The sequence below is a fragment of the Streptomyces sp. NRRL S-87 genome (assembly GCF_000719335.1).
GTDB lineage: Bacteria > Actinomycetota > Actinomycetes > Streptomycetales > Streptomycetaceae > Streptomyces.
In genome coordinates this window covers 84,629-106,479 of sequence record NZ_JOGB01000007.1, presented here as the reverse complement: position 1 = coordinate 106,479, position 21,851 = coordinate 84,629, and the positions used below count along the sequence as shown (strand labels likewise).

Here is a 21,851-nt window from a genome sequence, read left to right as displayed (position 1 = left end):
GTCAGCCGCTCGTACGGTCAGCCGCTGGTACGGTCAGCCGCTCGTCCGCTCGTCCGCTCAGCCGCTCATGCGGTCACGCTCGTTCGGGCAGCGGCTCGTCCGGTCAGCTGTCGAAGCCGAGGCCGAACCTGTCGAGCGCCTTCAGCCACAGGTTGCGCCGTCCGGCGCGCTCGTCGGCCCGCGCCAGGGACCACTTGGTGAGCGAGATGCCGGTCCACTTGAAGGGCTCGGGCGGGAACGGCATCGGCTTCTTGCGGACCATCTCCAGCTCGGTCCGCTCGGTGCGCTCTCCCGCCAGCATGTCGAGCATGACGTCCGCGCCGAACCGCGTGGCGCCCACGCCCAGGCCGGTGAAACCGGCCGCGTAGGCGACCTTGCCGGAGTGGGCGGTGCCGAAGAAGGCCGAGAAGCGCGAGCAGGTGTCGATCGCGCCGCCCCAGGCGTGGCTGAAGCGGATCCCCTCCAGCTGCGGGAAGCAGTCGAAGAAGTGGCCGGCCAGCTTCAGGTAGGTCTCCGGGCGGTGGTCGTACTCGGAGTCGAGCTTTCCGCCGTACGGGTAGATGGCGTCGTAGCCGCCCCACAGGATGCGCCGGTCGGGGGTGATCCGGAAGTAGTGGAACTGGTTGGCGCTGTCGCCCATGCCCTGGCGCCGCTTCCAGCCGATCGACGCCACCTGCTCGGGGGTGAGCTGCTCGGTCATCAGGGCGTAGTCGTACACCGGGACGGTGTACGGGCGCAGGCGCTTGACCAGCGACGGGAAGATGTTGGTGCCCAGCGCCACCCGGCGGGCCAGGATCCGACCGTAGGGGGTGGTCACGGCCATGCCGGGGCCGGTGGACCTGAGCGACAGGCCGCGGGTGTTCTCGTAGATCCGCACGCCGAGGTCGAGGCAGGCCTGCTTGAGGCCCCACGCCAGCTTGGCCGGGTTCAGCATGGCCACGCCGTCGCGGTCCCACAGGCCGCCGAGAAAGGTGGGCGAGTCGACCTCGGCGCGCAGCGCCTCGCGGTCGAGGAACTCGTAACCGCCGCCGAGGCCGAGGCGCTCGGCCTCGGCGTGCAGCTCCTTGAGCTCCTCCACCTGGTGGGGCTCGGTGGCCACGTCGATCTCGCCGGTGCGCTCGAAGTCGCAGTCGATGCCGTAGCGGGCCACGGCCTCCTCGATGGCGTCGAGGTTGCGCGCGCCCAGCTCCTCGAGCTTGGCCAGCTCGTCGGGCCAGCGGGTCAGCCCGTTGTAGAGCCCGTGCGTGAGGGAGGCGGCGCAGAAGCCGCCGTTGCGGCCGGAGGCGGCCCAGCCCACCTCACGGCTCTCGATCAGTACGACGTCCCGGCCGGGGTCCCGCTCCTTGGCCAGCAGCGCGGTCCACAGGCCGCTGTAGCCGCCGCCCACGACCAGGAGGTCGCAGTGCTCGTCCGCCGTGAGGGCGGGCAGCGGGGCGGGCTTGCCGGGGTCGTCGAGCCAGTACGAGACCGGCAGTGCTTCGGAAAGGGATTGTGCAACGGTACGCATGGCGACTGGGGCCATGGTTTCCATCTCCTAACGGGACGTGCTCAGTTCGCTGCTTGCTTCTTGCGCCGGTTGGCGATGGCCTGGCCGGCGACGACCACCAGGACGGCGATGACGAACATCGCGGTGCCGATGACGTTGATCTGCACGGGCGTGCCGCGCTGGGCCGATCCCCACACGAACATGGGGAACGTGACCGTGTTGCCCGAGTTGAAGTTCGTGATGATGAAGTCGTCGAACGACAGGGCGAAGGAGAGCAGGGCGCCCGCCGCGATGCCGGGGGCGGCGATCGGGAGGGTGACCCGCACGAAGGTCTGGACGGGGCCGGCGTAGAGGTCGCGCGCGGCCTCCTCCAGCCTCGGGTCCATCGAGAGCACGCGCGCCTTGACGGCGGCCACGACGAAGCTGAGGCAGAACATGACGTGGGCGATCAGGATCGTCCAGAAGCCCAGCTCGATGCCCATGTTGAGGAAGAGCGCGAGCAGCGAGGCGGCCATCACGATCTCGGGCATGGCCATGGGCAGGAAGATCAGCGAGTTGACCGCGCCACGGGCCCGGAACCGGTAGCGGACCAGGGCGAAGGCGATCATCGTGCCGAGCACGGTGGCGCCGATGGTGGCCCAGATCGCGATCTGGAGGGACAGCGACAGGGAGCCGCACATGTCGGCGACGCCGCAGGGGTCCTTCCAGGCGTCGAGGGAGAACTCCTGCCAGGCGTAGTTGAAGCGCCCGGCGGGGTTGTTGAAGGAGAAGACCGTCACCACGATGTTCGGCAGGATCAGGTACGCGAGCGTGCCGAGGCCGAGGATGACGACGACGTTGCGTCGGAGCCACTGCATCAGACCAGGTCCTCCGTTCCGGCGCGGCGGATGTAGACGGTGACCATGATCAGGACGATGGCCATGAGGATGAACGACAGCGCGGCCGCGGTGGGGTAGTCCAGGATCCGCAGGTACTGCGACTGGATGACGTTGCCGATCATGCGGGTGTCGGTCGAGCCGAGCAGCTCGGCGTTGACGTAGTCGCCGCTCGCCGGGATGAAGGTGAGCAGCGTGCCGGAGACCACGCCGGGCATCGACAGCGGGAAGGTCACCTTGCGGAACGTGGTGGCGGGCGTGGCGTACAGGTCCCCGGCGGCCTCGTGGAGGCGCGAGTCGATCCGCTCCAGCGAGGTGTACAGCGGAAGGATCATGAAGGGGAGGAAGTTGTACGTCAGACCGCAGACCACGGCCAGCGGGGTGGCCAGCACGCGGTCGCCCTCGGTCATGCCGAGCCAGCTGGTGACGTCCAGGACGTGGAGCGTGTTGAGGACCTCCACGACCGGTCCGCCGTCGGCGAGGATCGTCTTCCACGCCAGCGTGCGGATGAGGAAGCTGGTGAAGAAGGGCGCGATCACCAGGATGAGCAGCAGGTTGCGCCAGCGACCGGCCCGGAAGGCGATCAGGTACGCGAGCGGGTAGCCCATCAGCAGGCACAGGACGGTGGCGGTGCCGGCGTACAGCAGGGAGCGCAGGAACTGCGGGAGGTACTCGGTGAACGCGTCCCAGTAGGTCTGGAAGTGCCAGGTGACCTCGAAGCCGCTCTCCAGGGAGCCGGTCTGGACGGAGGTCGAGGCCTGGTAGATCATCGGCAGGACGAAGAAGACGAGCAGCCACACGATGCCGGGCAGCAGCAGCCAGTACGGGACCAGCTTGCGGCGCGCCGAGGCCTTGTGGACCGGCGGCTCCGCCTGCGGCTCGGCGGGGGGCGCCACGGTGGCGGTCATGCGCCCTCCTCGACCGTCGGGGCGCCGGCGTCGATGTCCTGGGCGGCGTCGAGGCCGAAGGTGTGCTCCGGGTTCCAGTGCAGGACGACCTCGGTGCCGGGGGTCAGGCGGGCGTCGCGCTCGACGTTCTGGACGTACACCTCGAACTCGGGGCACACCGCGGTGTCGACCACGAACTGGGTGGAGACGCCGATGAAGGAGGAGTCGGCGATCCGGCCGGTGAGGGTGTTGCGCCCGGCGGCGACCGTGTGCGCGTCCTCGGCGTGCACCACGGAGATCTTCTCCGGGCGCACCCCCACCAGCAGGTGGTCGCCGTTGCGGGGCGTGGTGGAGCAGCGCTGCGCGGGCAGCCGGAGCTTGCTGCCGGCGGCGGAGACGACCACGTCGTCGGAGCCGGCGGACTCCACGGAGGCCTCGATGAGGTTCGAGGTGCCGAGGAAGTTGGCCACGAAGGTGGTGCGCGGGTTCTCGTAGAGCTCGGCGGGGGCACCGAGCTGCTCGACGCGGCCGCCGTTCATCACCGCGACCGTGTCGGCCATGGTCATGGCCTCCTCCTGGTCGTGGGTGACGTGGACGAAGGTGATGCCGACCTCGGTCTGGATGCGCTTGAGCTCCAGCTGCATCTGGCGGCGCAGCTTGAGGTCGAGGGCGCCGAGGGGCTCGTCGAGGAGGAGCACCTGGGGGTGGTTGATGAGCGCGCGGGCCACGGCGACGCGCTGCTGCTGGCCGCCGGAGAGCTGGTGCGGCTTCTTGCGGGTGTGCTCGCCGAGCTGGACGAGCTCGATCATGTCGTCGACCTGCTTCTTGACCGACTTGATGCCGCGCCGGCGCAGACCGAAGGCGATGTTCTCGAAGATGTCCATGTGCGGGAAGAGCGCGTAGCTCTGGAACACCGTGTTGACCGGCCGCTTGTAGGGCGGCAGGTGCGTGACGTCGCGGTCGCCGAGGTGGACGGTGCCGGTGGAGGGGTCCTCCAGGCCGGCGATCATGCGCAGGGTCGTGGTCTTCCCGCAGCCGGAGGCGCCGAGCAGGGCGAAGAAGGAGCCCTGGGGGATGGTCAGGTCCAGCGGGTGCACGGCGGTGAAGCTGCCGTAGTGCTTGCTGATCCCGGAAAGGCGGACATCGCCGCCCGCGGTCTTGTCAGTCATGGGTCGCGGTCCCGTGGTGTGGAATTCGGAAGGGGGGGCGGCGGGGTCAGGCACCGATGAGCTTGGCGAACTTCTCCTCGTACTCCCGCTCTTCCTGGACGGTCAGGGAGCGGAAGGCGTGCGACTTCGAGGCCATCGCCTTGTCCGGGATGATCAGGGGGTTGGCCGCCAGCGCCGGGTCGATCTTGGCGAGCTCGGGCCGGACGCCCTCGACCGGGCAGACGTAGTTGATGTACGCGGCCAGCTCTGCGGCGACGGCGGGCTCGTAGTAGTAGTCGATGAGCCGCTCGGCGTTCGTCTTGTGGCGCGCCTTCGCGGGCACCAGCAGGTTGTCCGTCGAGGTCATGTAGCCCGCGGCCGGGATGGCGTACTGGATGGCCGGGTTGTCGGCCTGGAGCTGGATGATGTCGCCGGCCCAGGCCAGACAGGCGGCCAGGTCGCCCTTGTCGAGGTCCGAGGTGTAGTCGTTGCCGGTGAAGCGGCGGATCTGCTTCTTGTCGACGCCCTTCTGCAGGCGCGCGATGGCGGCGTCGTACTGGGGGGTGGTGAAGGTGGCCGGGTCGTAGCCCATGTCGAGCATGGTCATGCCCATGGTGTCGCGCATCTCCGTCAGGAAGCCGACGCGGCCCTTGAGGGAGGGGTCGTCGAGCATCTGGGTGACGGAGTCGACCTTCTTCCCGCCGGTCGCCTTCGTGTTGTAGGCGATGACGGTGGAGATGCCGGTCCACGGGTAGGAGTGGGCGCGGCCCGGGTCCCAGTCGGGCATCCGGAACTGCTGCACGAGGTTGGCGAAGGCGTGCGGGAGGTGGGACGGGTCCAGCTGCTGCACCCAGCCGAGCTTGATCATGCGGGCGGCCAGCCAGTCGGTGACGACGATCAGGTCGCGGCCGGTCTCCTGGCCGGCGGCCAGCTGGGGCCGGATCTTGCCGAAGAACTCGACGTTGTCGTTGATGTCCTCGGTGTACTTGACCTTGATCCCGGTCCGCTTGGTGAACTCCTCCAGCGTCGGACGGTGCTTCTCGTCCTCGCTGATGTCCATGTACTCGGTCCAGTTGGAGAAGTTGATCACCTTCTCCTGGGCCGAGTGGTCGTCGGAGGCCGCCGCCGGGCCCTCGGAACGCTTGGCCGGGGGGATGCCGCAGGCGGTCAGCGTGCCGAGGCCGCCGAGCGCCAGCGCGCCCATCCCTGAGGCGCGCAGCAACGAGCGGCGGGTGAGCGCGCCGCGCCCGCTCGTGAGGCTGCGCCGCATCGCCGCCAACTCCACTGCCGAGAGCCCGGGCTCCTGGTGCTCCATGCGCTGTGCCTTTCCCATGTGTCGTGTAGTTCCGCTGGTCGGGCGGAGCGCCTTCTATCGGTCCCCGAAGATCGTGCGGTGCCAGTCCTTGCGGGCCACCGCGGTGTTGTCGTACATGACGTGCTTGACCTGCGTGTACTCCTCGAAGGAGTACGACGACATGTCCTTGCCGAAGCCGCTGGCCTTGTACCCGCCGTGCGGCATCTCGCTGATGATCGGAATGTGGTCGTTGACCCAGACGCAGCCTGCCTTGATCTCCCGGGTGGCGCGGTTCGCGCGGTAGACGTCACGGCTCCAGGCGGAGGCGGCGAGTCCGTACGGCGTGTCGTTGGCCAGGCCGATGGCCTCGTCGTCGCTGTCGAAGGGCAGCACGACCAGGACCGGGCCGAAGATCTCGGACTGCACGACCTCGCTGTCCTGCGGGGCGTCCGTGATCAGGGTGGGCCGATAGTACGCGCCGTCGGCGAGCGCCCCGCCGGGGGCCTCGCCGCCGGTCACGACGGTGGCGTAGGCGCGGGCCCGCTCGACGAAGGCGGCGACGCGGTCGCGCTGGACGTGGGAGACGAGCGGTCCGAGGTCGGTGCCGGGCTCGAAGGGGTCGCCCACGCGGACGGAGGCCATCAGTTCGGCCACCCGGGCGACGAAGGCGTCGTACACGGGGCGCTGGACGTACGCGCGGGTGGCCGCGGTGCAGTCCTGGCCGGTGTTGATGAGCGAGGCGGCGACGGCGCCGTGGGCGGCGGCCTCCACGTCGGCGTCGTCGAAGACGACGAAGGGCGCCTTGCCGCCGAGCTCCAGGTGCAGTCGCTTGACGGTGGCGGTCGCGACCTCGGCGACCCGCTTGCCGACCGGGGTGGAGCCGGTGAACGAGGTCATGGCCACGTCCGGGTGCCCGACCAGGTGCTCGCCCGCCTCGCGGCCGGCGCCGGTGACGATGTTGATGACGCCGTCGGGGATGCCGGCCTCGGTGGCGGCCTGGGCGAACATCAGGGAGGTCAGGGGGGTGAGCTCGGCGGGCTTGAGGACGATCGTGTTGCCCGCGGCGACGGCCGGGAGGATCTTCCAGGCGGCCATCTGGAGGGGGTAGTTCCACGGAGCGATGGAGCCGACCACGCCGATCGGCTCCCGGCGTACGTACGAGGTGTGGTCGCCGGAGTACTCGGCGGCGGCCTGACCCTGGAGGTGACGGGCCGCGCCGGCGAAGAAGGCGGTGTTGTCGATCGTGCCCGGGACGTCGAACTCGGTGCTCAGCTTGAGCGGCTTGCCGCACTGGAGCGACTCGGCGTACGCGAAGTCCTCGGCCTGCTCGGCGAGCACGGCGGCGAAACGGTGCAGGGCGTCCGAGCGCTCGCCGGGCGTGGCGGCGGCCCAGGCCGGGAAGGCGGCCTTGGCGGCGGCGACGGCCTCGTCGACGTCCGCAGTGGAGGCCAGCTCGTACGTGAGGACCTCTTCTCCGGTGGCGGGGTTGACCACCGTGTGTGAGTGTCCGGAGGTACCGGACCGGAGACGGCCGCCGATGTACTGCGCGCCGTCGGCGAATCGGTCCTTAACCTGGAAGCGGTTGCCCATCACGCTCTCCGTAGCTCCAGCTCGAATTGAGTGCCGATCCTGACAGAGGGTTTTCCGTCCAACAAGTGATTCCGTCGTTTCCTTTTGGTTACGCGACGGAATCGGTCGACCATGTGTCGCATCGGGGAGGAAATCCCGTACGAAGTGTCAGTGGCGAGTGCCAGACTCGCGTGCATGGAGAAGATCGACAAGTTGATCGAGCAGGTCAACCGGGGTGAGCCGGTGAAGTACCTGGCGTTCTGGGGACACCGGCCGCGGCCGGACGGGACGCTCGGTGCGAGCTGTCTGTCGCAGTGGTGGTCCGCTCCGTTCACGGTGGGTGACATCGGGTACGCGACCGCCGAGCACTGGATGATGGCCGAGAAGGCACGTCTGTTCGACGACGCCGATGCGCTGGCCGCGGTGCTCGCCTCGCGCACGCCGGCGGAGGCGAAGAAGCAGGGACGGCTGGTGCGCGGGTTCGACGACGCCGTCTGGGAGCGCGAGCGGTACCGGATCGTGGTCGAGGGCAGCGTGCACAAGTTCGGCTCCGACCCGGCGCTCAGGTCCTTCCTGCTCGGGACGGGGGGCCGGGTGCTGGTCGAGGCGAGCCCGCTGGACCGGATCTGGGGCATCGGGCTCGGGGTGAACTCGCCGGACGCCCTGGTGCCGGCCCGCTGGCGCGGGCTGAACCTGCTGGGCTTCGCCCTGATGGACGCGCGCGAGCAGCTGCGCACGGCGGCCTGACGAACCGCCCCCGCTCGGCACGGCCCCCGGAAAACCCGTGGCCCGCCTCGGCCGCGGGTCCTAGGGTGAGGAACGTCCAGGTGCGCAGGCAGGACCTCCTTCGCGGGTTGCGGGTTCGAGTCCCGCCACCGCCCTCGCGGGCGGTGTAGCTCAATCGGTAGAGCAGCGGTCACACCGGTTCCGCCGCCCCGTCCTCTGGACCTCGCTCACGCACCTCCCGGTGCGCCCGGCTGCGGTTCCTTCTTTCGCAGAGAAACCCACACCGCCGCCACTTCTGATCTCGGGAGGCCGTGTGGGGGATGCCCGGTGCGCAGGCGACGGCTCCTTCGGACCGGGAGGTCGCGGGTTCGAATCCCGTCCGGCCACGGTCGGTGGAGCAGTTCGGAAGCTCGCCCGGCTATGCGCCGTCGCCGACCTCCGACCTCGGGCGTCCCCCGCGCACCGCCTCCCGCCGTCGTCACCGAATTCGGGGGGATTCACCATGTCGCGCTTCAACCTGCGCCCGAACAGGGCGGCCGCCGCGCACTCCGGCCCGGTCCGCACCACCGGCGCGGTCACCCACAACCACCAAGGCGGCCCCGGCCACCTCCGCGACGCCCGCTCGGAGCTGTTCCTGCTGGCCGTGGCCAACTTCGTCACCCAGCGGACCTTCTACGAGGCCGGCGACGCCCGCGACGACCGGTACGCGGCGCTCGTGCGCGAGCTCGCGGTCTCGGACCCGGAGTGGACCGCGGGCCTGCTCGGCTGGCTGCGCGCGGACGCCGGGATGCGGACCGCGTCACTCGTCGGCGCCGCCGAGTACGTACGGGCCCGGCTGGCGGCCGGGAGCACCGAGGGGCCCTCCAACCGGCGGGTGGTCGACTCCGTCCTGCAGCGCCCGGACGAGCCGGGCGAGTTCCTCGCGTACTGGACCGGGCGGTACGGCCGCGCGCTCCCGCAGCCCGTCAAGCGGGGCGTCGCCGACGCGGTGCGCCGCCTCTACCACCCGCGCGCCCTGCTCAAGTACGACACGGCCGGCAAGGGCTTCCGCTTCGGCGACGTCCTGAACCTGACGCACGCCGCGCCGGATCCGGCCGCACCGTGGCAGGGCGGGCTGTTCCGGTACGCGCTGGACCGCCGGCACCACCCGGAGACGGCCGTGCCGCCCGCCTCCTCCCCCGTGCTGGTCGCGCACCGGGCGCTGATGGCGCTCCCGGTGGCCGAGCGGCGGGCGGCGGTGACCGGACCCGGTGGTGCCGAGCGGCTGGCCGCCGCGGGCATGACGTGGGAAGCGCTGGCCGGCTGGCTCCAGGGGCCGCTCGACGCCGCCGTCTGGGAGGCGGTGATCCCGTCCATGGGGGCGATGGCCCTGGTGCGCAACCTGCGCAACTTCGACCGGGCGGGCGTCTCGGACGAGGTCGCGGCCCGGGTGGGCGCGACGCTGTCCGATCCGGCGGCGGTGGCCGCCTCCCGGCAGTTCCCCTTCCGGTACCTCGCCGCGCACCGGCACGTGCCCTCGCTGCGCTGGGCGTACCCGCTGGAGCTCGCGCTCGGCCACTCGCTGGCGAACGTACCGGCGCTGACGGGGCGGACGCTGGTCCTGGTGGACCGGTCCGGCTCGATGTGGGCGCCGCTGTCGGACCGGTCGGAGCTGAACCGGGCCGACGCCGCCGCGGTGTTCGGCACGGCGGTGGCGGTGCGGGCCGAGGCGGCGGACCTCGTGGAGTTCGGCACCACGAGCGCGGCGGTGCCGTACCGGCCGGGCGAGTCGGTGCTGCGGGTGCTGGACCGATTCCGCCACCTCGGCGGCACGGACACCACGGAGGCCGTGCGCCGGCACTACCGGGGGCACGACCGGGTGCTGATCGTCACCGACGAGCAGGCCTCGTACCACTCCCACGGGGACCCGACCGCGCAGGTGCCGGCCGACGTGCCGGTCTACACCTGGAACCTGGCGGGCTACCGGACCGGGCACGGCCCGTCCGGCGGGCCGCGCCGGCACACGTTCGGCGGGCTGACGGACGCGGCCTTCCGGATGGTCCCGCTGCTGGAGGGCGCGGCGACGGCCGACTGGCCGTGGGCTGCCGCCTGATCGGCCGACGGGCCGAGCGGGCCGAGCGGCCGACGGGCCGACGGGCCTGCTGAGCGGCCGGTCGACCCGCCCGGCCTGCTCCGGGTCAGACCCGGGCGGGGAGGTCCTGCGGCGCCTCGACGACCAGACCGGTCTCGTAGGCCGGAGGGACCTCCTCGTGCTCGAAGTAGCCGTCGTCGCCGTGGCTGCTGCCCCCGAACACCGCCCCGGCGATGATCACCACGAACACGACCGCGCCCAGGACGATGCCGACGGATCCCAGGATGATGCCGGCCAGCGCCTGGCCGGGGTTGACCGCCTCGCCGCGCTTGGCCCGGCCGCGGCCGAGGACGCCGAAGACGACGGCGACGACGCCGATCAGGACGGCGAAGATGCTGGAGCAGAAGGCAACGACGGAGAGGATGCCGAGCGCCAGCGCCGCTATCCCGAACCCGTTGCGCGGCTCCGGCCGGCCCCAGCCGCCCGGGTAGCCGTGGTGGCCGTGGTGGCCGGCGTAACCGGGGTACCCGGGGTAGGCGGCGTAGCCGGGCTGCCCCGGGTACTCGGCGTACGCGGGCTGCCCCGGGTAGCCGGACCGTCCCGGGTGCTCGGGGTAGGCGGGGCGTCCCAGGTGATCGGGCTGCCCCGGGTAGCCGTACGCGGGGCCGCCGGCGGGGTCGGCGCCCGGGCCCGGTGCCCCGTAGGCCGGCGCACCGTACGCGGGACCGCCGGGCACGGCGGCCGGGTGCGGTGCCGCGTACGCCGTACCGGCACCGGGCGCGGCGAACCCCGCCCGCCCGTCCGCCACCGGCGCCGCGGGCACGGGCCCGGCCGGCGTCCCCCGGCCCGCCTTCTCCAGACTCGGGCGCTCCGCCTCCGCGGGCGCGTCCTGCGGCACGACGGCCCGCGCAGCTGCGTCCTCCGGCGGCGCCCACGGGTCGCGCCGGGCGACCCGCGGGGCGGGCCCCGCCTGCCCCTGGTCCGGCTCCGGCTCGGTCATGGCCATCCCCCCTCGTTCTCCGCGCCATGCTACGGGCCCCCGCCGACACCCCGGCAGCTGCCTACGATGAACCCGACCCGCCCGCACCAGTCGTCACCCCGGAGGACCCCGTGCCCGATCTCCACCCGTTCATCGCAGGGCTGCCCAAGGCGGAACTCCACGTGCACCACGTCGGCTCCGCCTCGCCCCGGATCGTCGCCGAGCTCGCCGCGCGCCACCCCGACTCCAAGGTGCCCACCGATCCCGAGGCGCTGGCCGACTACTTCACGTTCACCGACTTCGCCCACTTCATCGAGGTCTACCTCTCGGTCGTCGACCTCATCCGCACGCCCGAGGACGTCCGGCTGCTCACCTTCGAGGTGGCCCGCGACATGGCCCGCCAGAACATCCGCTACGCCGAGCTGACCATCACCCCCTACAGCTCCACGCGCCGGGGCATCGACGAGCGCGCGTTCATGGACGCGATCGAGGACGCCCGCAAGGCGGCCGAGGCCGAGTTGGGCGTCGTGCTGCGCTGGTGCTTCGACATCCCGGGCGAGGCGGGTCTGGAGGCCGCCGCCGAGACCGCGCGGCTGGCCGTCGACCTGCGCCCCGAGGGCCTGGTCTCCTTCGGCCTGGGCGGCCCCGAGATCGGCGTACCGCGCCCGCAGTTCAAGCCCTACTTCGACCGCGCCATCGACGCCGGCCTGCACAGCGTCCCGCACGCCGGCGAGACGACCGGCCCGCAGACGATCTGGGACGCCCTGGTCGACCTGCGCGCCGAGCGCATCGGCCACGGCACCAGCGCCCCGCAGGACCCGGCGCTGCTCGCCCACCTGGCCGAGCACCGGATCGCGCTGGAGGTCTGCCCGACCTCCAACATCGCCACGCGCGCGGTGGCCGACCTCGACCGGCACCCCGTCAAGGAGATGGTGCAGGCGGGCGTGCTCGTCACCGTCAACAGCGACGACCCGCCGATGTTCGGCACCGACCTGAACAACGAGTACGCGGTCGCCGCGCGCCTGCTGGAGCTGGACGAGAAGGGCCTGGCGGGCCTCGCCAAGAACGCCGTCGAGGCCTCGTTCCTCGACCCGGAGGGCAAGGCGCGGCTGGCCGAGGAGATCGACGCCTACACCAACGCGTGGCTGGCCCGCTGACCCGCTTTCAGGGACGGACAATGGGCGGCATGCCCACCGCAGCCGCCCCCCGCACCGTGCACGCCGTCGGCCACCGCGGCGACCCCCACCGCGTCCGCGAGAACACGCTGGACTCGCTGCGCTCCGCCTTCGCGCGGGGTGCCGACGCGGTCGAGGTCGACGTCCGGCTCACCGCCGACGGGGTGCCGGTGCTGCTCCACGACGAGTCCTTCCGCCGCCTGTGGAAGGACGACCGGCCGCTGGTCGCCCTGACCGCCGACGAGGTGTACGCCCTCTCGGCGGGCGGGGTGCCCACGCTGCGCGAGGCGCTGGACGCCACCGCGGGCGCGGGCCGCGTCATGATCGACCTGCCGGGCGCGAGCGCCGGCACGGTCCGGGCCGTGGTGCAGGTGGTGCGCGACTGCGGGGCCCGGGAGCGTACGTACTACTGCGCGGGACCGGCCACGATGCTGAAGGTCCGGGCCGCGGACCCGGGCGCGGAGATCGCCATGACGTGGACGTCCCTGTGCCCGCCGCGCCGCTCACTGGTCGAGGCGCTGGCCCCGCGCTGGCTCAACTACCGCTTCGGGGTCCTGAGCCGGGAACTGGTCGACGCGCTGCACGCCGACGGCCTGCTCGTCTCCGCGTGGACCGCGGACACCAAGCGCACCATGCGCCGGCTCGTCGACCTGGGCGTCGACTCCGTCACCACCAACCGTGTGGACGCCCTGGTGGCGGTCCGCGCCGCCGCCGGCGCGCGCGGCCCGGCAGACTGAGGGGCCGTACGGGAGGGGCCGACCGGCCCCGGCGATCGAGGGGGACGGCCGTGCTGCGGGGCGGGAACGGGACGGCGGGCGCGGTGCTGCGCGCGGGGGCGGAGCTGGGCGTGCGGGTGCGCGGGGCGCGGCCGTGGGTGCTGGACCTGGGGCTGACGCTGCTGGTGCAGCTGGCGGTGACGATGCCGTTCGTGCTGCCGCGCGAGCCGGGACTGCCGCCGGTGACCTGGGCGGCGTACGCGCTGACCACGGTCGGGGTGGTGCCGCTGGTGTGGCGGCGGCGGTGGCCGGTGGCCGTGCTGACGGCGCACCTGGTCACCGGCACGCTGTACCAGCAGCTGCTGGACGGTCCGGGGCAACCGCTGCCGTACGCGGGGCTGATCGCGTTCTACACGGTGGCGCTGCAGTGCTCGGCACGGGTGCGGGCGGCGGTGTCGGTCGTGGCGCTGGCGGTGCTGCTGTACGCGGTGGGCCGGAACACGGGGACGGCCCGGGAGCTGTTCTTCGCCGTCTTCTGCGCGGGCGCCGCGTACGCCCTGGGCCGGCTGCAGTTCACCCGGCACGCGTACACGGCGGCGGTGGAGGACCGGGCGGCACAGCTGGAGCGGGCCAACCGGATCGAGGCGGAGCAGGCCGCGGCACGGGAGCGGGCGCGGATCGCGCGGGAGATGCACGACATCCTGTCGCACGCGGTCAGCATCATGATCGTTCAGGCGGAGGCGGGCCCGGTGGCGGTGCGGCGGGCCCCGGAGCGGGCCGAGGCGGCGTTCGACGCGATAGCGGAGACGGGTCGGGACGCGATGGTGCAGCTGCGCCGGATGCTGGGGGTGCTCCGGGAGGAGGGGCCGGCGCTGCGGGCGCCGCAGCCGGGGGTGGCCGGGCTGCCGGCGCTGGTCGAACGGGTGCGCGGCGGCGGGCCCGAGGTCGGGTACGAGCGGCGCGGCGCGGTGCGGGACCTGCCGGCCTCGGTCGACACGACGGCGTACCGGATCGTGCAGGAGGCGCTCACGAACGTGGTCAAGCACGCCGGGGCGACGCGGGTGGAGGTGGCTCTGGAGTACGGGGAGCGGGAGCTGCGGATCACCGTCGCGGACGACGGGCGGGGTCCCTCCGGAGCGGGATCGGGGGGACACGGGCTGGTCGGGATCCGGGAGCGGGCGGCCGCGCACGGGGGTACGGCGGTGACGGGGCCGGGCGGACCGCTCGGCGGCTACGAGGTGCGCGCCTGCCTTGTACTGTCGCCGCTGGAGGTGGGGAGTTGACGATCCGTGTGGTGGTGGCCGACGACCAGGAGCTGGTGCGCAGCGGCTTCGCGATGATCCTGGACGTCCAGGAGGACATCGAGGTGGTCGCCGAGGCGGGGGACGGCGCCGCGGCGGTGGCGGCGGTGCGCCGGCACTCCCCCGACGTGGCGCTGCTGGACATCCGGATGCCGGGCACCGACGGGATCGAGGCGTGCCGGGCGATCTGCGCGGAGACGGCGTGCCGGACGGTGATGCTGACGACCTTCGACGCGGACGAGTACGTGTACGAGGCCCTGCACGCGGGGGCGAGCGGGTTCCTGCTGAAGGACGTGCGGCGGGACGACCTGGTGCACGCGGTGCGGGTGGTCGCGGCCGGGGAGTCGCTGCTGGCGCCGTCGGTGGCACGGCGGCTGATCGAGGAGTACACGACGGTGACCGCCCGTCAGGTGCCGGTGGCGGCGGTGCTGGCGGCCGCCGAGCGGCTGGGGGCGCTGACGGCCCGGGAGCGGGAGACCCTGCTGCTCCTGGGGCGGGGGCTGTCGAACGCGGAGATAGCGGCGGCGCTGGTGGTCAGCGAGCACACCGTGAAGACCCATGTGGGGCGGGTGCTGGCGAAACTGGGGCTGCGGGACCGGATCCAGGCGGTGATCTGCGCGTACGAGACGGGGTTGATCGCGGCGGGTAGTCCCCCGGCGGAGTGAGGCGGGGCCGGGCGGATCCCTCGCGGGAGCGATTCGTAGGACCGGTGAGGATGGCTCTCGGGCGGGATTCGCGAGAGGGGGTCTGACCTGCAGTGTTGTGGGTGTCGCCGGGACTGCCGGCGACGGCCGGCCGACCGGGCCGGTGCTGACGACGCACGGGGGAGCCCGCCATGAACGCACGCACTGCCCGCACGGTGATCGCCACCGCTCTGGTCCTCGGGATCGCGGCCGGCCCGGCCGCCGCCGCGACGGACGGCCCGGGACGGGCGACCACCGCGACCACCGCAACCACCGCGTCCACCGCCACCACGGCCATGACCGCCGCGGCCGCGGACGGTGCGCCCGCGGGCCCCGTCGTGGCCTCGCCGCCGAACGCCCGGGCCCTGCGCGAGGCCCTCTCGGGCCTGCCGGACGCGGCCGCGACGGCCGTGCTGGTCAGGGTGGGGGGCACGAGCGGCAGCTGGCGCGGCAGCGCCGGGGTCGTGGACGTGCGCACCGGGCGCAAGGCCCTGGACCAGGGCCGGTTCCGGGCGGGGTCGGTGACGAAGGTGTTCACCTCGGCCGTGGTGCTGCAGTTGGCGGCCGAGGGCAGGGTCGACCTGAACCGGCCGGTGACGGACTACTTGCCGGGCCTGCTGCCGGACAGCTTCACCAAGCCGGTGACGGTGCGCCACCTGCTCAACTACACCAGCGGGATCCGCCCGGCCGACGGGCCCGGGGACGCCTTCGAGGACCAGTGGGCGGCCCGCTTCGACCACCGGGACCCGCGGGAGCTCATCGCCGACGCCGTCGCCAAGGGGCCCGAGTTCGATCCCGGGACGGCGCAGCACTACCTGAACATCGACTACACGATCCTCGGCGTGCTCATAGAGAAGCTGACGGGCACGTCCTACGCGGAGGCGGTGGGCACGCGGATCCTCAAGCCGCTCGGCCTGCGCCACACCTCGTTCCCGGGCGACGACCCGCGCATCCACGGCCCGCACAACCACGGCTACCAGGCGGTCGGGCGTCCGGACGGATCGACGGAGCTGCGGGACGTGACCGAGTGGGGGCAGACCGGCGAGAAGGCGGCGGGGGACATCATCTCGACCACGGCCGACCTGGAGCGCTTCACGTTCGCCCTCTTCCGCGGCCGGGTGGTGCCCGAGCCGCAGCTGGAGGAGATGTTCACGGTCCCCGAGGTGAAGGACTTCGCCACGGGCGGGCCCGCCCGGCTGACCGCCGGCATGTCCCGCATCGTCCTGCCGGACGGCACGGTGGCCTGGGGCAAGACCGGCGGCCGCTACGGCTACAACACGGCCATGGGCGGCACCCGCGACCTGTCCCGCACCCTCGTCTACTCCGTCAACTCCACCGACGCCAAGGGCGAGTCCATGAACCCGGTGGCCCTGCGCATCCTGATGGCGGCCTTCACGAAGTGACACCGCTGCCGCCCGCCTGCCCGCCCGCGAGGGCGGGCGGGGCGAGCGGGGCGTCGAGGCTGCCGAGCCGCTTGATCATGCGGTGCACGACCAGCAGCGGGACCACCCCGATCACCCCGAACGACATGTCGATCAGGGACCAGCCGAAGGGGATCCCCCGCACGGGCCCGCAGATCAGGGCCAGCGGGATGATCCCGGCACAGGAGATCATCCCGAACCGAATCACCCAGATGTTGCGCACCGGGTCCCGGTAGGGGCCGTAGAAGGCGACGGCGATGACGAGGTGCGCGAAGGCGAGCCAGTCGGTGCCGTAGAGCAGGAACGGGTAGGAGGAGTCGGCCTCCTCCAGCCCCGCGCGGACCCGGTGGATCCACTCCGAGTCCACCAGACCGTCCAGCAGCCGCACCTCGCTCACCAGCGGGAACGCGGTGGCTCCGCTGAGCACGAGGCACACGATGAACACGACAAGCCATATGCGTATCCGGCGCACGAGGGCGCTCCGCTCGCTCATGACGGGGAGCATACGCCCACGTTTCTGAACGCGTTCAACCGGGTGCGGTGAGGTCGGCGGACGAGCGTGAGGACCTCTCAGGAAGTCCTCGGAGCCCCTCAGAGGCCGACGATGGAGTTCCAGCGGCGGGCGAGGCGGGGGCGCTCCTCCGCGCTGATGTCGCGGGCGACCACGAGGCGCTTGCGCATGGCGGCGTCGGGGAAGATCAGCGGGTCCTCGGCCAGTTCGGCGGTCTCCCTGTCGTCGGAGTCGGCCAGGACGGCCTGGGCGGCCGGGACGGGGCAGACGTAGTTGACGTAGGCGGCGAGCTCGGCCGCGACCTCGGGGTCGTAGTAGTGGTCGATGAGCGCCTCGGCGTTGGCCTTGTGGCGGGCCAGGTTGGGCACCAGCAGGCTCTCCGCCCACAGCTCGGCCCCCTCCTCGGGCACGACGAACTCGATGTCGGGGTTGTCGGCCTTCAGTTGGATGGCGTCACCCGAGTACGCCTGGCAGGCCAGGACGTCACCCTTGCTCAGATCGGAGGTGTAGTCGTTGCCCGTGAACCGGCGGATGTGCCTGTTCCGCACCATCTCCTCGATCCGGTCGCACACCCGGTCGAAGTCGGCCTCGGTCCAGCGGGTGGTGTCGACGCCGTCGCCCTGCATGAGGAGGGCGAAGGACTCGTCGAGCCCGGAGAAGAGCGTGACCTTGCCCGCCAGGTCGGGGCGCCACAGGTCGGCCACGGACCTGATCTCCCGGCCGAGCCTGCGGCGGTTGTACGCGATACCGGTGATGCCGCTCTGCCAGGGCACGGTGTGCATCCTGCCCTCGTCGAAGGAGGGACTGCGCAGCAGCGGGTCGAGGTACCTGGCCACGTTCGGCTGGGCGGCCCGGTCCATCCTCTGGGCCCAGCCGAGGCCGACGAACCGGGCGGCCATCCAGTCGCTGACGACGACCACGTCGTGGCCGGTCTCCTGGCGGTTCATCAGGGCCGGGCTGACCTTGCCGAAGAACTCGTCGTTGTCGTTGATCTCCTCGGTGTACCGGACCGAGATGCCGGTGCGCTTCGAGAAGGACTCCAGCGTGGGCCGCCGGGTCGCGTCCGCCTCGTCCGTGTCGATGTACATCGGCCAGTTGGAGAAGCTGACGGACTTCTCGCGGGCGGAGCGGTCGGGCGCCGAGCGCTTGCCCTCCGCCACGTACGCGGCCGGGACACCGCAGCCGGTGAGGGCGGCCAGCAGGCCCGCCGCTCCGAGTCCGCGCAGCGCCGCGCGGCGGGAGATACCGAGTTCAGGCATGGGCCAAGCCTCGGGGAAGCCGAAAGGGGCGGGCAATAGACAGTGTGTCTAACGCCCGCCCCTTCAGGACCCACGGTTGATCACTCCCGGCGGCCGGCCGCCGCCGGGGTTCCCGGCGCCGCGTGCGGCGCCGGGGATCAGCCCTCGATCGAGGTCATCACGTGCTTGATGCGCGTGTAGTCCTCGAAGCCGTAGGCGGAGAGGTCCTTGCCGTAGCCGGACTTCTTGTAGCCGCCGTGCGGCATCTCGGCGACCAGCGGGATGTGGGTGTTGATCCACACGCAGCCGAAGTCGAGCTTCTTGGACATGCGCATCGCGCGGGCGTGGTCCTTGGTCCACACGGAGGAGGCGAGGGCGTACTCGACGCCGTTCGCGTACTCCAGGGCCTGGGACTCGTCCGAGAAGGACTGGACGGTGATGACGGGGCCGAAGACCTCGTTCTGGACGATCTCGTCGTCCTGCTTCAGGCCCGAGACGACGGTGGGGGCGTAGAAGTAGCCCTTGTCGCCGACCTGGTGGCCGCCGGCCTCGACCTTAGCGTGGGCGGGCAGGCGCTCGATGAAGCCCGAGACCTGCTTGAGCTGGTTCGGGTTGTTCAGCGGGCCGTACAGCACGTCCTCGTCGTCCGGCTGCCCCGTCTTGGTGTCCTGGGCGGCCTTGGCCAGCGCGGCGACGAACTCGTCGTGCACGGAGGACTGGACGAGCACGCGGGTGGCGGCGGTGCAGTCCTGGCCGGCGTTGAAGAAGCCGGCCACCGCGATGTCCTCGACGGCCTTGGCGATGTCGGCGTCGTCGAAGACGACGACCGGGGCCTTGCCGCCCAGCTCCAGGTGGACGCGCTTGAGGTCCTTCGAGGCGCTCTCGGCGACCGACATGCCGGCGCGCACGGAGCCGGTGATGGAGGCCATCGCCGGGGTGGGGTGCTCGACCATGGCGCGGCCGGTCTCGCGGTCACCGCAGATGACGTTGAAGACGCCCTTGGGCAGGACCGAGTCGATGATCTCGGCGAGCAGGACCGTCGAGGCCGGAGTGGTGTCCGAGGGCTTGAGCACCACGGTGTTGCCCGCGGCGATGGCCGGGGCGAACTTCCACACGGCCATCATCATCGGGTAGTTCCACGGCGCGACCTGGGCGCAGACGCCGACCGGCTCGCGGCGGATGATCGAGGTCATGCCGTCCATGTACTCGCCGGCCGAGCGGCCCTCGAGCAGCCGGGCGGCACCCGCGAAGAAGCGGATCTGGTCGACCATCGGAGGCAGCTCCTCGCTGGCCGTCAGGCCCAGCGGCTTGCCGGTGTTCTCCGACTCGGCGGCGACCAGCTCGTCGGCGCGGGCCTCGATCGCGTCCGCGATCTTCAGCAGGGCCTTCTGGCGCTCGGAGGGGGTGGTGTCGCGCCAGCCCGGGAAGGCGGCCTCGGCGGCGGCCATGGCGGCGTCGACGTCGGCCTGGCCGGACAGCGGGGCGGTCGCGTAGACCTCGCCGGTGGCGGGGTTGACCACCTCGGTGGTCCGCCCGTCGGCGGCATCCCTGAACTCCCCGCCGATGTAGTTGCGCAGACGACGCAGTTCGGTGGTCACTACAGCCACTCTCCTGATCACATGTCCAATGGTTGAGACAAGCCCCAAGCCTAGCCTCTCGGGCGACGCTTTCGACAGGGCCACGCGCCACAAGCTACGAAATCAGTGAGATCCAGAGACGAAGACAACGGATTTCATTGATTCCGGGTTGCGGAACTGTCGACTCCTCGTGCACAGTGAAGTCGTGGTCAGTCGAAACCCAGATTCCAGGAACCGGCACCCGTCGCCGTCGATCGATGCTGTCTCCCTGGCGATCATCGAGCAACTGCAGGAAGACGGACGCCGCCCCTACGCGGCGATCGGCAAGGCCGTGGGCCTTTCCGAGGCGGCCGTCCGCCAACGCGTCCAGAAGCTGCTGGACCAGGGCGTGATGCAGATCGTCGCCGTCACGGACCCGCTCACCGTGGGCCTGCGGCGCCAGGCCATGGTCGGCATCAACGTCGAGGGCGACCTCGACCCCGTGGCCGACGCACTGACCGCAATGGCCGAGTGCGAGTACGTGGTGATGACCGCGGGCTCGTTCGACCTGATGGTGGAGATCGTCTGCGAGGACGACGACCACCTGCTGGAAACGATCAACAAGCGGATCCGCACGCTCCCCGGGGTGCGGTCCACCGAAAGCTTCGTATACCTGAAGCTGAAGAAGCAGACCTACATGTGGGGAACCAGATAACCGTGACCCAGGACCTGTCCAAGACCGCGTACGACCACCTGTGGATGCACTTCACCCGCATGTCCTCGTACGAGAAGAACCCCGTCCCCACCATCGTTCGCGGTGAGGGCGCCTACATCTACGACGACAAGGGCAAGCGCTACCTGGACGGTCTCGCCGGACTGTTCGTGGTCAACGCCGGTCACGGCCGCAAGGAGCTGGCCGAGGTCGCCTACAAGCAGGCGCAGGAGCTCGCGTTCTTCCCCGTGTGGTCGTACGCGCACCCCAAGGCCGTCGAGCTCGCGGAGCGGCTGGCCGGCTACGCGCCGGGCGACCTGAACAAGGTCTTCTTCACCACCGGTGGCGGCGAGGCGGTCGAGACCGCCTGGAAGCTCGCCAAGCAGTACTTCAAGCTCAAGGGCAAGCCGACCAAGTACAAGGTCATCTCCCGCGCGGTCGCCTACCACGGCACCCCGCAGGGCGCCCTGTCCATCACCGGCCTGCCGGCCCTGAAGGCCCCCTTCGAGCCGCTGGTCCCGGGCGCCCACAAGGTCCCGAACACCAACATCTACCGCGCCCCGATCCACGGCGACGACCCCGAGGCCTTCGGCCGCTGGGCCGCCGACCAGATCGAGCAGCAGATCCTCTTCGAGGGCCCGGACACCGTCGCGGCCGTCTTCCTGGAGCCGGTGCAGAACGCCGGCGGCTGCTTCCCGCCGCCGCCCGGCTACTTCCAGCGCGTGCGCGAGATCTGTGACCAGTACGACGTCCTGCTCGTCTCGGACGAGGTCATCTGCGCCTTCGGGCGCCTGGGCACGATGTTCGCCTGCGACAAGTTCGGCTACGTGCCGGACATGATCACCTGTGCGAAGGGCATGACCTCGGGCTACTCCCCGATCGGTGCCTGCATCGTCTCGGACCGCATCGCGGAGCCCTTCTACAAGGGTGACAACACCTTCCTGCACGGCTACACCTTCGGCGGCCACCCGGTGTCGTCGGCGGTGGCCCTGGCCAACCTCGACATCTTCGACAAGGAAGGCCTCAACCAGCACGTGCTGGACAACGAGTCCGCCTTCCTCAAGACGCTGCAGAAGCTGCACGACCTGCCGATCGTCGGCGACGTCCGCGGCAACGGCTTCTTCTACGGCATCGAGCTCGTCAAGGACAAGAACACCAAGGAGTCCTTCAACGACGACGAGATCGAGCGCGTGCTCTACGGCTTCCTCTCGAAGGCGCTGTACGACGCCGGCCTCTACTGCCGCGCCGACGACCGCGGTGACCCGGTCGTCCAGCTGGCCCCGCCGCTGATCTCGACCCAGGAGCAGTTCGACGAGATCGAGCAGATACTGCGGTCGGTGTTCACCGAGGCGTGGACCAAGCTGTAACAAGCCCGCAGCGGCTCGCCCCAGGCACCCGTCCCGCCTGCCGGGCCCGGCCGGGACACATGGCCCGGATCCTCCGTTCGAGTGAGAACGCGAGGGTCCGGGCCATGTGCCGTCCGGCCCCCGCCACCGCCTCCCC

19 protein-coding genes are annotated in these 21,851 nt (G+C 71.4%); 9 read left to right on the top strand and 10 right to left on the bottom strand.

All coding sequences use genetic code 11. The features are described 5' to 3' along the window. Nucleotides 1-103: 103 nt before the first annotated feature. From IF43_RS0106650 to IF43_RS0106625, 6 genes are read right to left on the bottom strand one after another with little or no spacing between them, the layout of a single operon-like run. Complete coding sequence (locus IF43_RS0106650; RefSeq protein WP_030195302.1) at nt 104-1,522, bottom strand: FAD-binding oxidoreductase; 1,419 nt, start codon at nt 1,520-1,522, stop codon at nt 104-106. A gap of 26 nt (nt 1,523-1,548) precedes the next feature. Then, on the bottom strand, nt 1,549-2,343 hold the full coding sequence (locus IF43_RS0106645; RefSeq protein WP_030195298.1) for an ABC transporter permease: 795 nt from the start codon (nt 2,341-2,343) through the stop codon (nt 1,549-1,551). Then, on the bottom strand, nt 2,343-3,269 hold the full coding sequence (locus tag IF43_RS0106640) for an ABC transporter permease (RefSeq protein WP_030195295.1): 927 nt from the start codon (nt 3,267-3,269) through the stop codon (nt 2,343-2,345). Before IF43_RS0106640 ends, IF43_RS0106645 begins: the two co-directional genes overlap by 1 nt. Beyond that, entirely contained in the window at nt 3,266-4,417 is a 1,152-nt protein-coding gene (locus IF43_RS0106635) for an ABC transporter ATP-binding protein (RefSeq protein ID WP_030195292.1), read from the bottom strand. Before IF43_RS0106635 ends, IF43_RS0106640 begins: the two co-directional genes overlap by 4 nt. A gap of 46 nt (nt 4,418-4,463) precedes the next feature. Then, nucleotides 4,464-5,711 carry a spermidine/putrescine ABC transporter substrate-binding protein gene (locus IF43_RS0106630; RefSeq protein ID WP_030195286.1) on the bottom strand — a complete coding sequence of 416 codons (1,248 nt, stop codon included), beginning with the start codon at nt 5,709-5,711 and terminating at the stop codon, nt 4,464-4,466. Between the two features lie 54 nt (nt 5,712-5,765). Further along, nucleotides 5,766-7,280, bottom strand: a complete 1,515-nt coding sequence (locus tag IF43_RS0106625) for a gamma-aminobutyraldehyde dehydrogenase (RefSeq protein WP_030195283.1) — start codon at nt 7,278-7,280, stop codon at nt 5,766-5,768. 174 nt (nt 7,281-7,454) lie between these two features. Between IF43_RS0106625 and IF43_RS0106620 the strand changes: the two genes are divergently transcribed. Both IF43_RS0106620 and IF43_RS0106615 read left to right on the top strand, forming a co-directional pair. After that, nucleotides 7,455-8,006: an NADAR family protein gene (locus IF43_RS0106620; protein WP_030195279.1), complete on the top strand. Its 552-nt coding sequence runs from the start codon at nt 7,455-7,457 to the stop codon at nt 8,004-8,006. Between the two features lie 481 nt (nt 8,007-8,487). Beyond that, nucleotides 8,488-10,077: a TROVE domain-containing protein gene (locus IF43_RS0106615; protein ID WP_030195275.1), complete on the top strand. Its 1,590-nt coding sequence runs from the start codon at nt 8,488-8,490 to the stop codon at nt 10,075-10,077. An 85-nt stretch (nt 10,078-10,162) separates the two neighbouring features. On the opposite strand, the gene IF43_RS36125 is transcribed toward IF43_RS0106615, so the two are convergent. Further along, nucleotides 10,163-11,056, bottom strand: a complete 894-nt coding sequence (locus tag IF43_RS36125) for a DUF4190 domain-containing protein (protein WP_199922682.1) — start codon at nt 11,054-11,056, stop codon at nt 10,163-10,165. Between the two features lie 110 nt (nt 11,057-11,166). On the opposite strand from IF43_RS36125, the gene IF43_RS0106605 reads away from it, so the two are divergent. From IF43_RS0106605 to IF43_RS0106585, 5 genes are all read left to right on the top strand, one after another. Beyond that, nucleotides 11,167-12,192: an adenosine deaminase gene (locus IF43_RS0106605; RefSeq protein ID WP_030195269.1), complete on the top strand. Its 1,026-nt coding sequence runs from the start codon at nt 11,167-11,169 to the stop codon at nt 12,190-12,192. 29 nt (nt 12,193-12,221) lie between these two features. After that, nucleotides 12,222-12,947, top strand: coding sequence for a glycerophosphodiester phosphodiesterase (locus tag IF43_RS0106600; protein WP_030195267.1), 726 nt, complete (start codon nt 12,222-12,224; stop codon nt 12,945-12,947). A gap of 182 nt (nt 12,948-13,129) precedes the next feature. Continuing rightward, on the top strand, nt 13,130-14,209 hold the full coding sequence (locus IF43_RS0106595) for a sensor histidine kinase (protein WP_199922686.1): 1,080 nt from the start codon (nt 13,130-13,132) through the stop codon (nt 14,207-14,209). Then, nucleotides 14,206-14,892: a response regulator transcription factor gene (locus tag IF43_RS0106590; protein WP_030195248.1), complete on the top strand. Its 687-nt coding sequence runs from the start codon at nt 14,206-14,208 to the stop codon at nt 14,890-14,892. Before IF43_RS0106595 ends, IF43_RS0106590 begins: the two co-directional genes overlap by 4 nt. A 170-nt stretch (nt 14,893-15,062) precedes the next feature. Then, a complete protein-coding gene (locus IF43_RS0106585; protein ID WP_030195245.1) occupies nt 15,063-16,313 on the top strand; it encodes a serine hydrolase in 1,251 nt (416 codons plus the stop codon). Here the strand turns inward: IF43_RS0106585 and IF43_RS0106580 are convergent. From IF43_RS0106580 to IF43_RS0106570, 3 genes are all read right to left on the bottom strand, one after another. After that, nucleotides 16,303-16,824 carry a hypothetical protein gene (locus IF43_RS0106580; RefSeq protein WP_078909957.1) on the bottom strand — a complete coding sequence of 174 codons (522 nt, stop codon included), beginning with the start codon at nt 16,822-16,824 and terminating at the stop codon, nt 16,303-16,305. The two genes, IF43_RS0106585 and IF43_RS0106580, sit on opposite strands and share 11 nt — an antisense overlap. Nucleotides 16,825-16,922: 98 nt before the next feature. Beyond that, on the bottom strand, nt 16,923-18,086 hold the full coding sequence (locus IF43_RS0106575; RefSeq protein ID WP_030195241.1) for a spermidine/putrescine ABC transporter substrate-binding protein: 1,164 nt from the start codon (nt 18,084-18,086) through the stop codon (nt 16,923-16,925). A gap of 152 nt (nt 18,087-18,238) precedes the next feature. Beyond that, nucleotides 18,239-19,678, bottom strand: coding sequence for a gamma-aminobutyraldehyde dehydrogenase (locus IF43_RS0106570; protein ID WP_030195239.1), 1,440 nt, complete (start codon nt 19,676-19,678; stop codon nt 18,239-18,241). Between the two features lie 169 nt (nt 19,679-19,847). On the opposite strand from IF43_RS0106570, the gene IF43_RS0106565 reads away from it, so the two are divergent. Together IF43_RS0106565 and IF43_RS0106560 are read left to right on the top strand one after the other, a co-directional pair. Next, nucleotides 19,848-20,351, top strand: a complete 504-nt coding sequence (locus tag IF43_RS0106565) for an Lrp/AsnC family transcriptional regulator (RefSeq protein WP_030195238.1) — start codon at nt 19,848-19,850, stop codon at nt 20,349-20,351. Continuing rightward, nucleotides 20,336-21,715, top strand: a complete 1,380-nt coding sequence (locus tag IF43_RS0106560; protein ID WP_030195235.1) for an aspartate aminotransferase family protein — start codon at nt 20,336-20,338, stop codon at nt 21,713-21,715. The genes IF43_RS0106565 and IF43_RS0106560 overlap by 16 nt, the downstream gene beginning before the upstream one ends. Nucleotides 21,716-21,851: the final 136 nt, after the last annotated feature.

Coding starts and splice junctions, on each gene's coding strand:
- IF43_RS0106650 (WP_030195302.1), bottom strand. CDS start 1,522: ATGGCCCCAGTCGCCATGCGTACCGTTGCACAATCCCTTTCCGAAGCA.
- IF43_RS0106645 (WP_030195298.1), bottom strand. CDS start 2,343: ATGCAGTGGCTCCGACGCAACGTCGTCGTCATCCTCGGCCTCGGCACG.
- IF43_RS0106640 (WP_030195295.1), bottom strand. CDS start 3,269: ATGACCGCCACCGTGGCGCCCCCCGCCGAGCCGCAGGCGGAGCCGCCG.
- IF43_RS0106635 (WP_030195292.1), bottom strand. CDS start 4,417: ATGACTGACAAGACCGCGGGCGGCGATGTCCGCCTTTCCGGGATCAGC.
- IF43_RS0106630 (WP_030195286.1), bottom strand. CDS start 5,711: ATGGAGCACCAGGAGCCCGGGCTCTCGGCAGTGGAGTTGGCGGCGATG.
- IF43_RS0106625 (WP_030195283.1), bottom strand. CDS start 7,280: ATGGGCAACCGCTTCCAGGTTAAGGACCGATTCGCCGACGGCGCGCAG.
- IF43_RS0106620 (WP_030195279.1), top strand. CDS start 7,455: ATGGAGAAGATCGACAAGTTGATCGAGCAGGTCAACCGGGGTGAGCCG.
- IF43_RS0106615 (WP_030195275.1), top strand. CDS start 8,488: ATGTCGCGCTTCAACCTGCGCCCGAACAGGGCGGCCGCCGCGCACTCC.
- IF43_RS36125 (WP_199922682.1), bottom strand. CDS start 11,056: ATGACCGAGCCGGAGCCGGACCAGGGGCAGGCGGGGCCCGCCCCGCGG.
- IF43_RS0106600 (WP_030195267.1), top strand. CDS start 12,222: ATGCCCACCGCAGCCGCCCCCCGCACCGTGCACGCCGTCGGCCACCGC.
- IF43_RS0106595 (WP_199922686.1), top strand. CDS start 13,130: ATGCCGTTCGTGCTGCCGCGCGAGCCGGGACTGCCGCCGGTGACCTGG.
- IF43_RS0106585 (WP_030195245.1), top strand. CDS start 15,063: ATGAACGCACGCACTGCCCGCACGGTGATCGCCACCGCTCTGGTCCTC.
- IF43_RS0106580 (WP_078909957.1), bottom strand. CDS start 16,824: ATGAGCGAGCGGAGCGCCCTCGTGCGCCGGATACGCATATGGCTTGTC.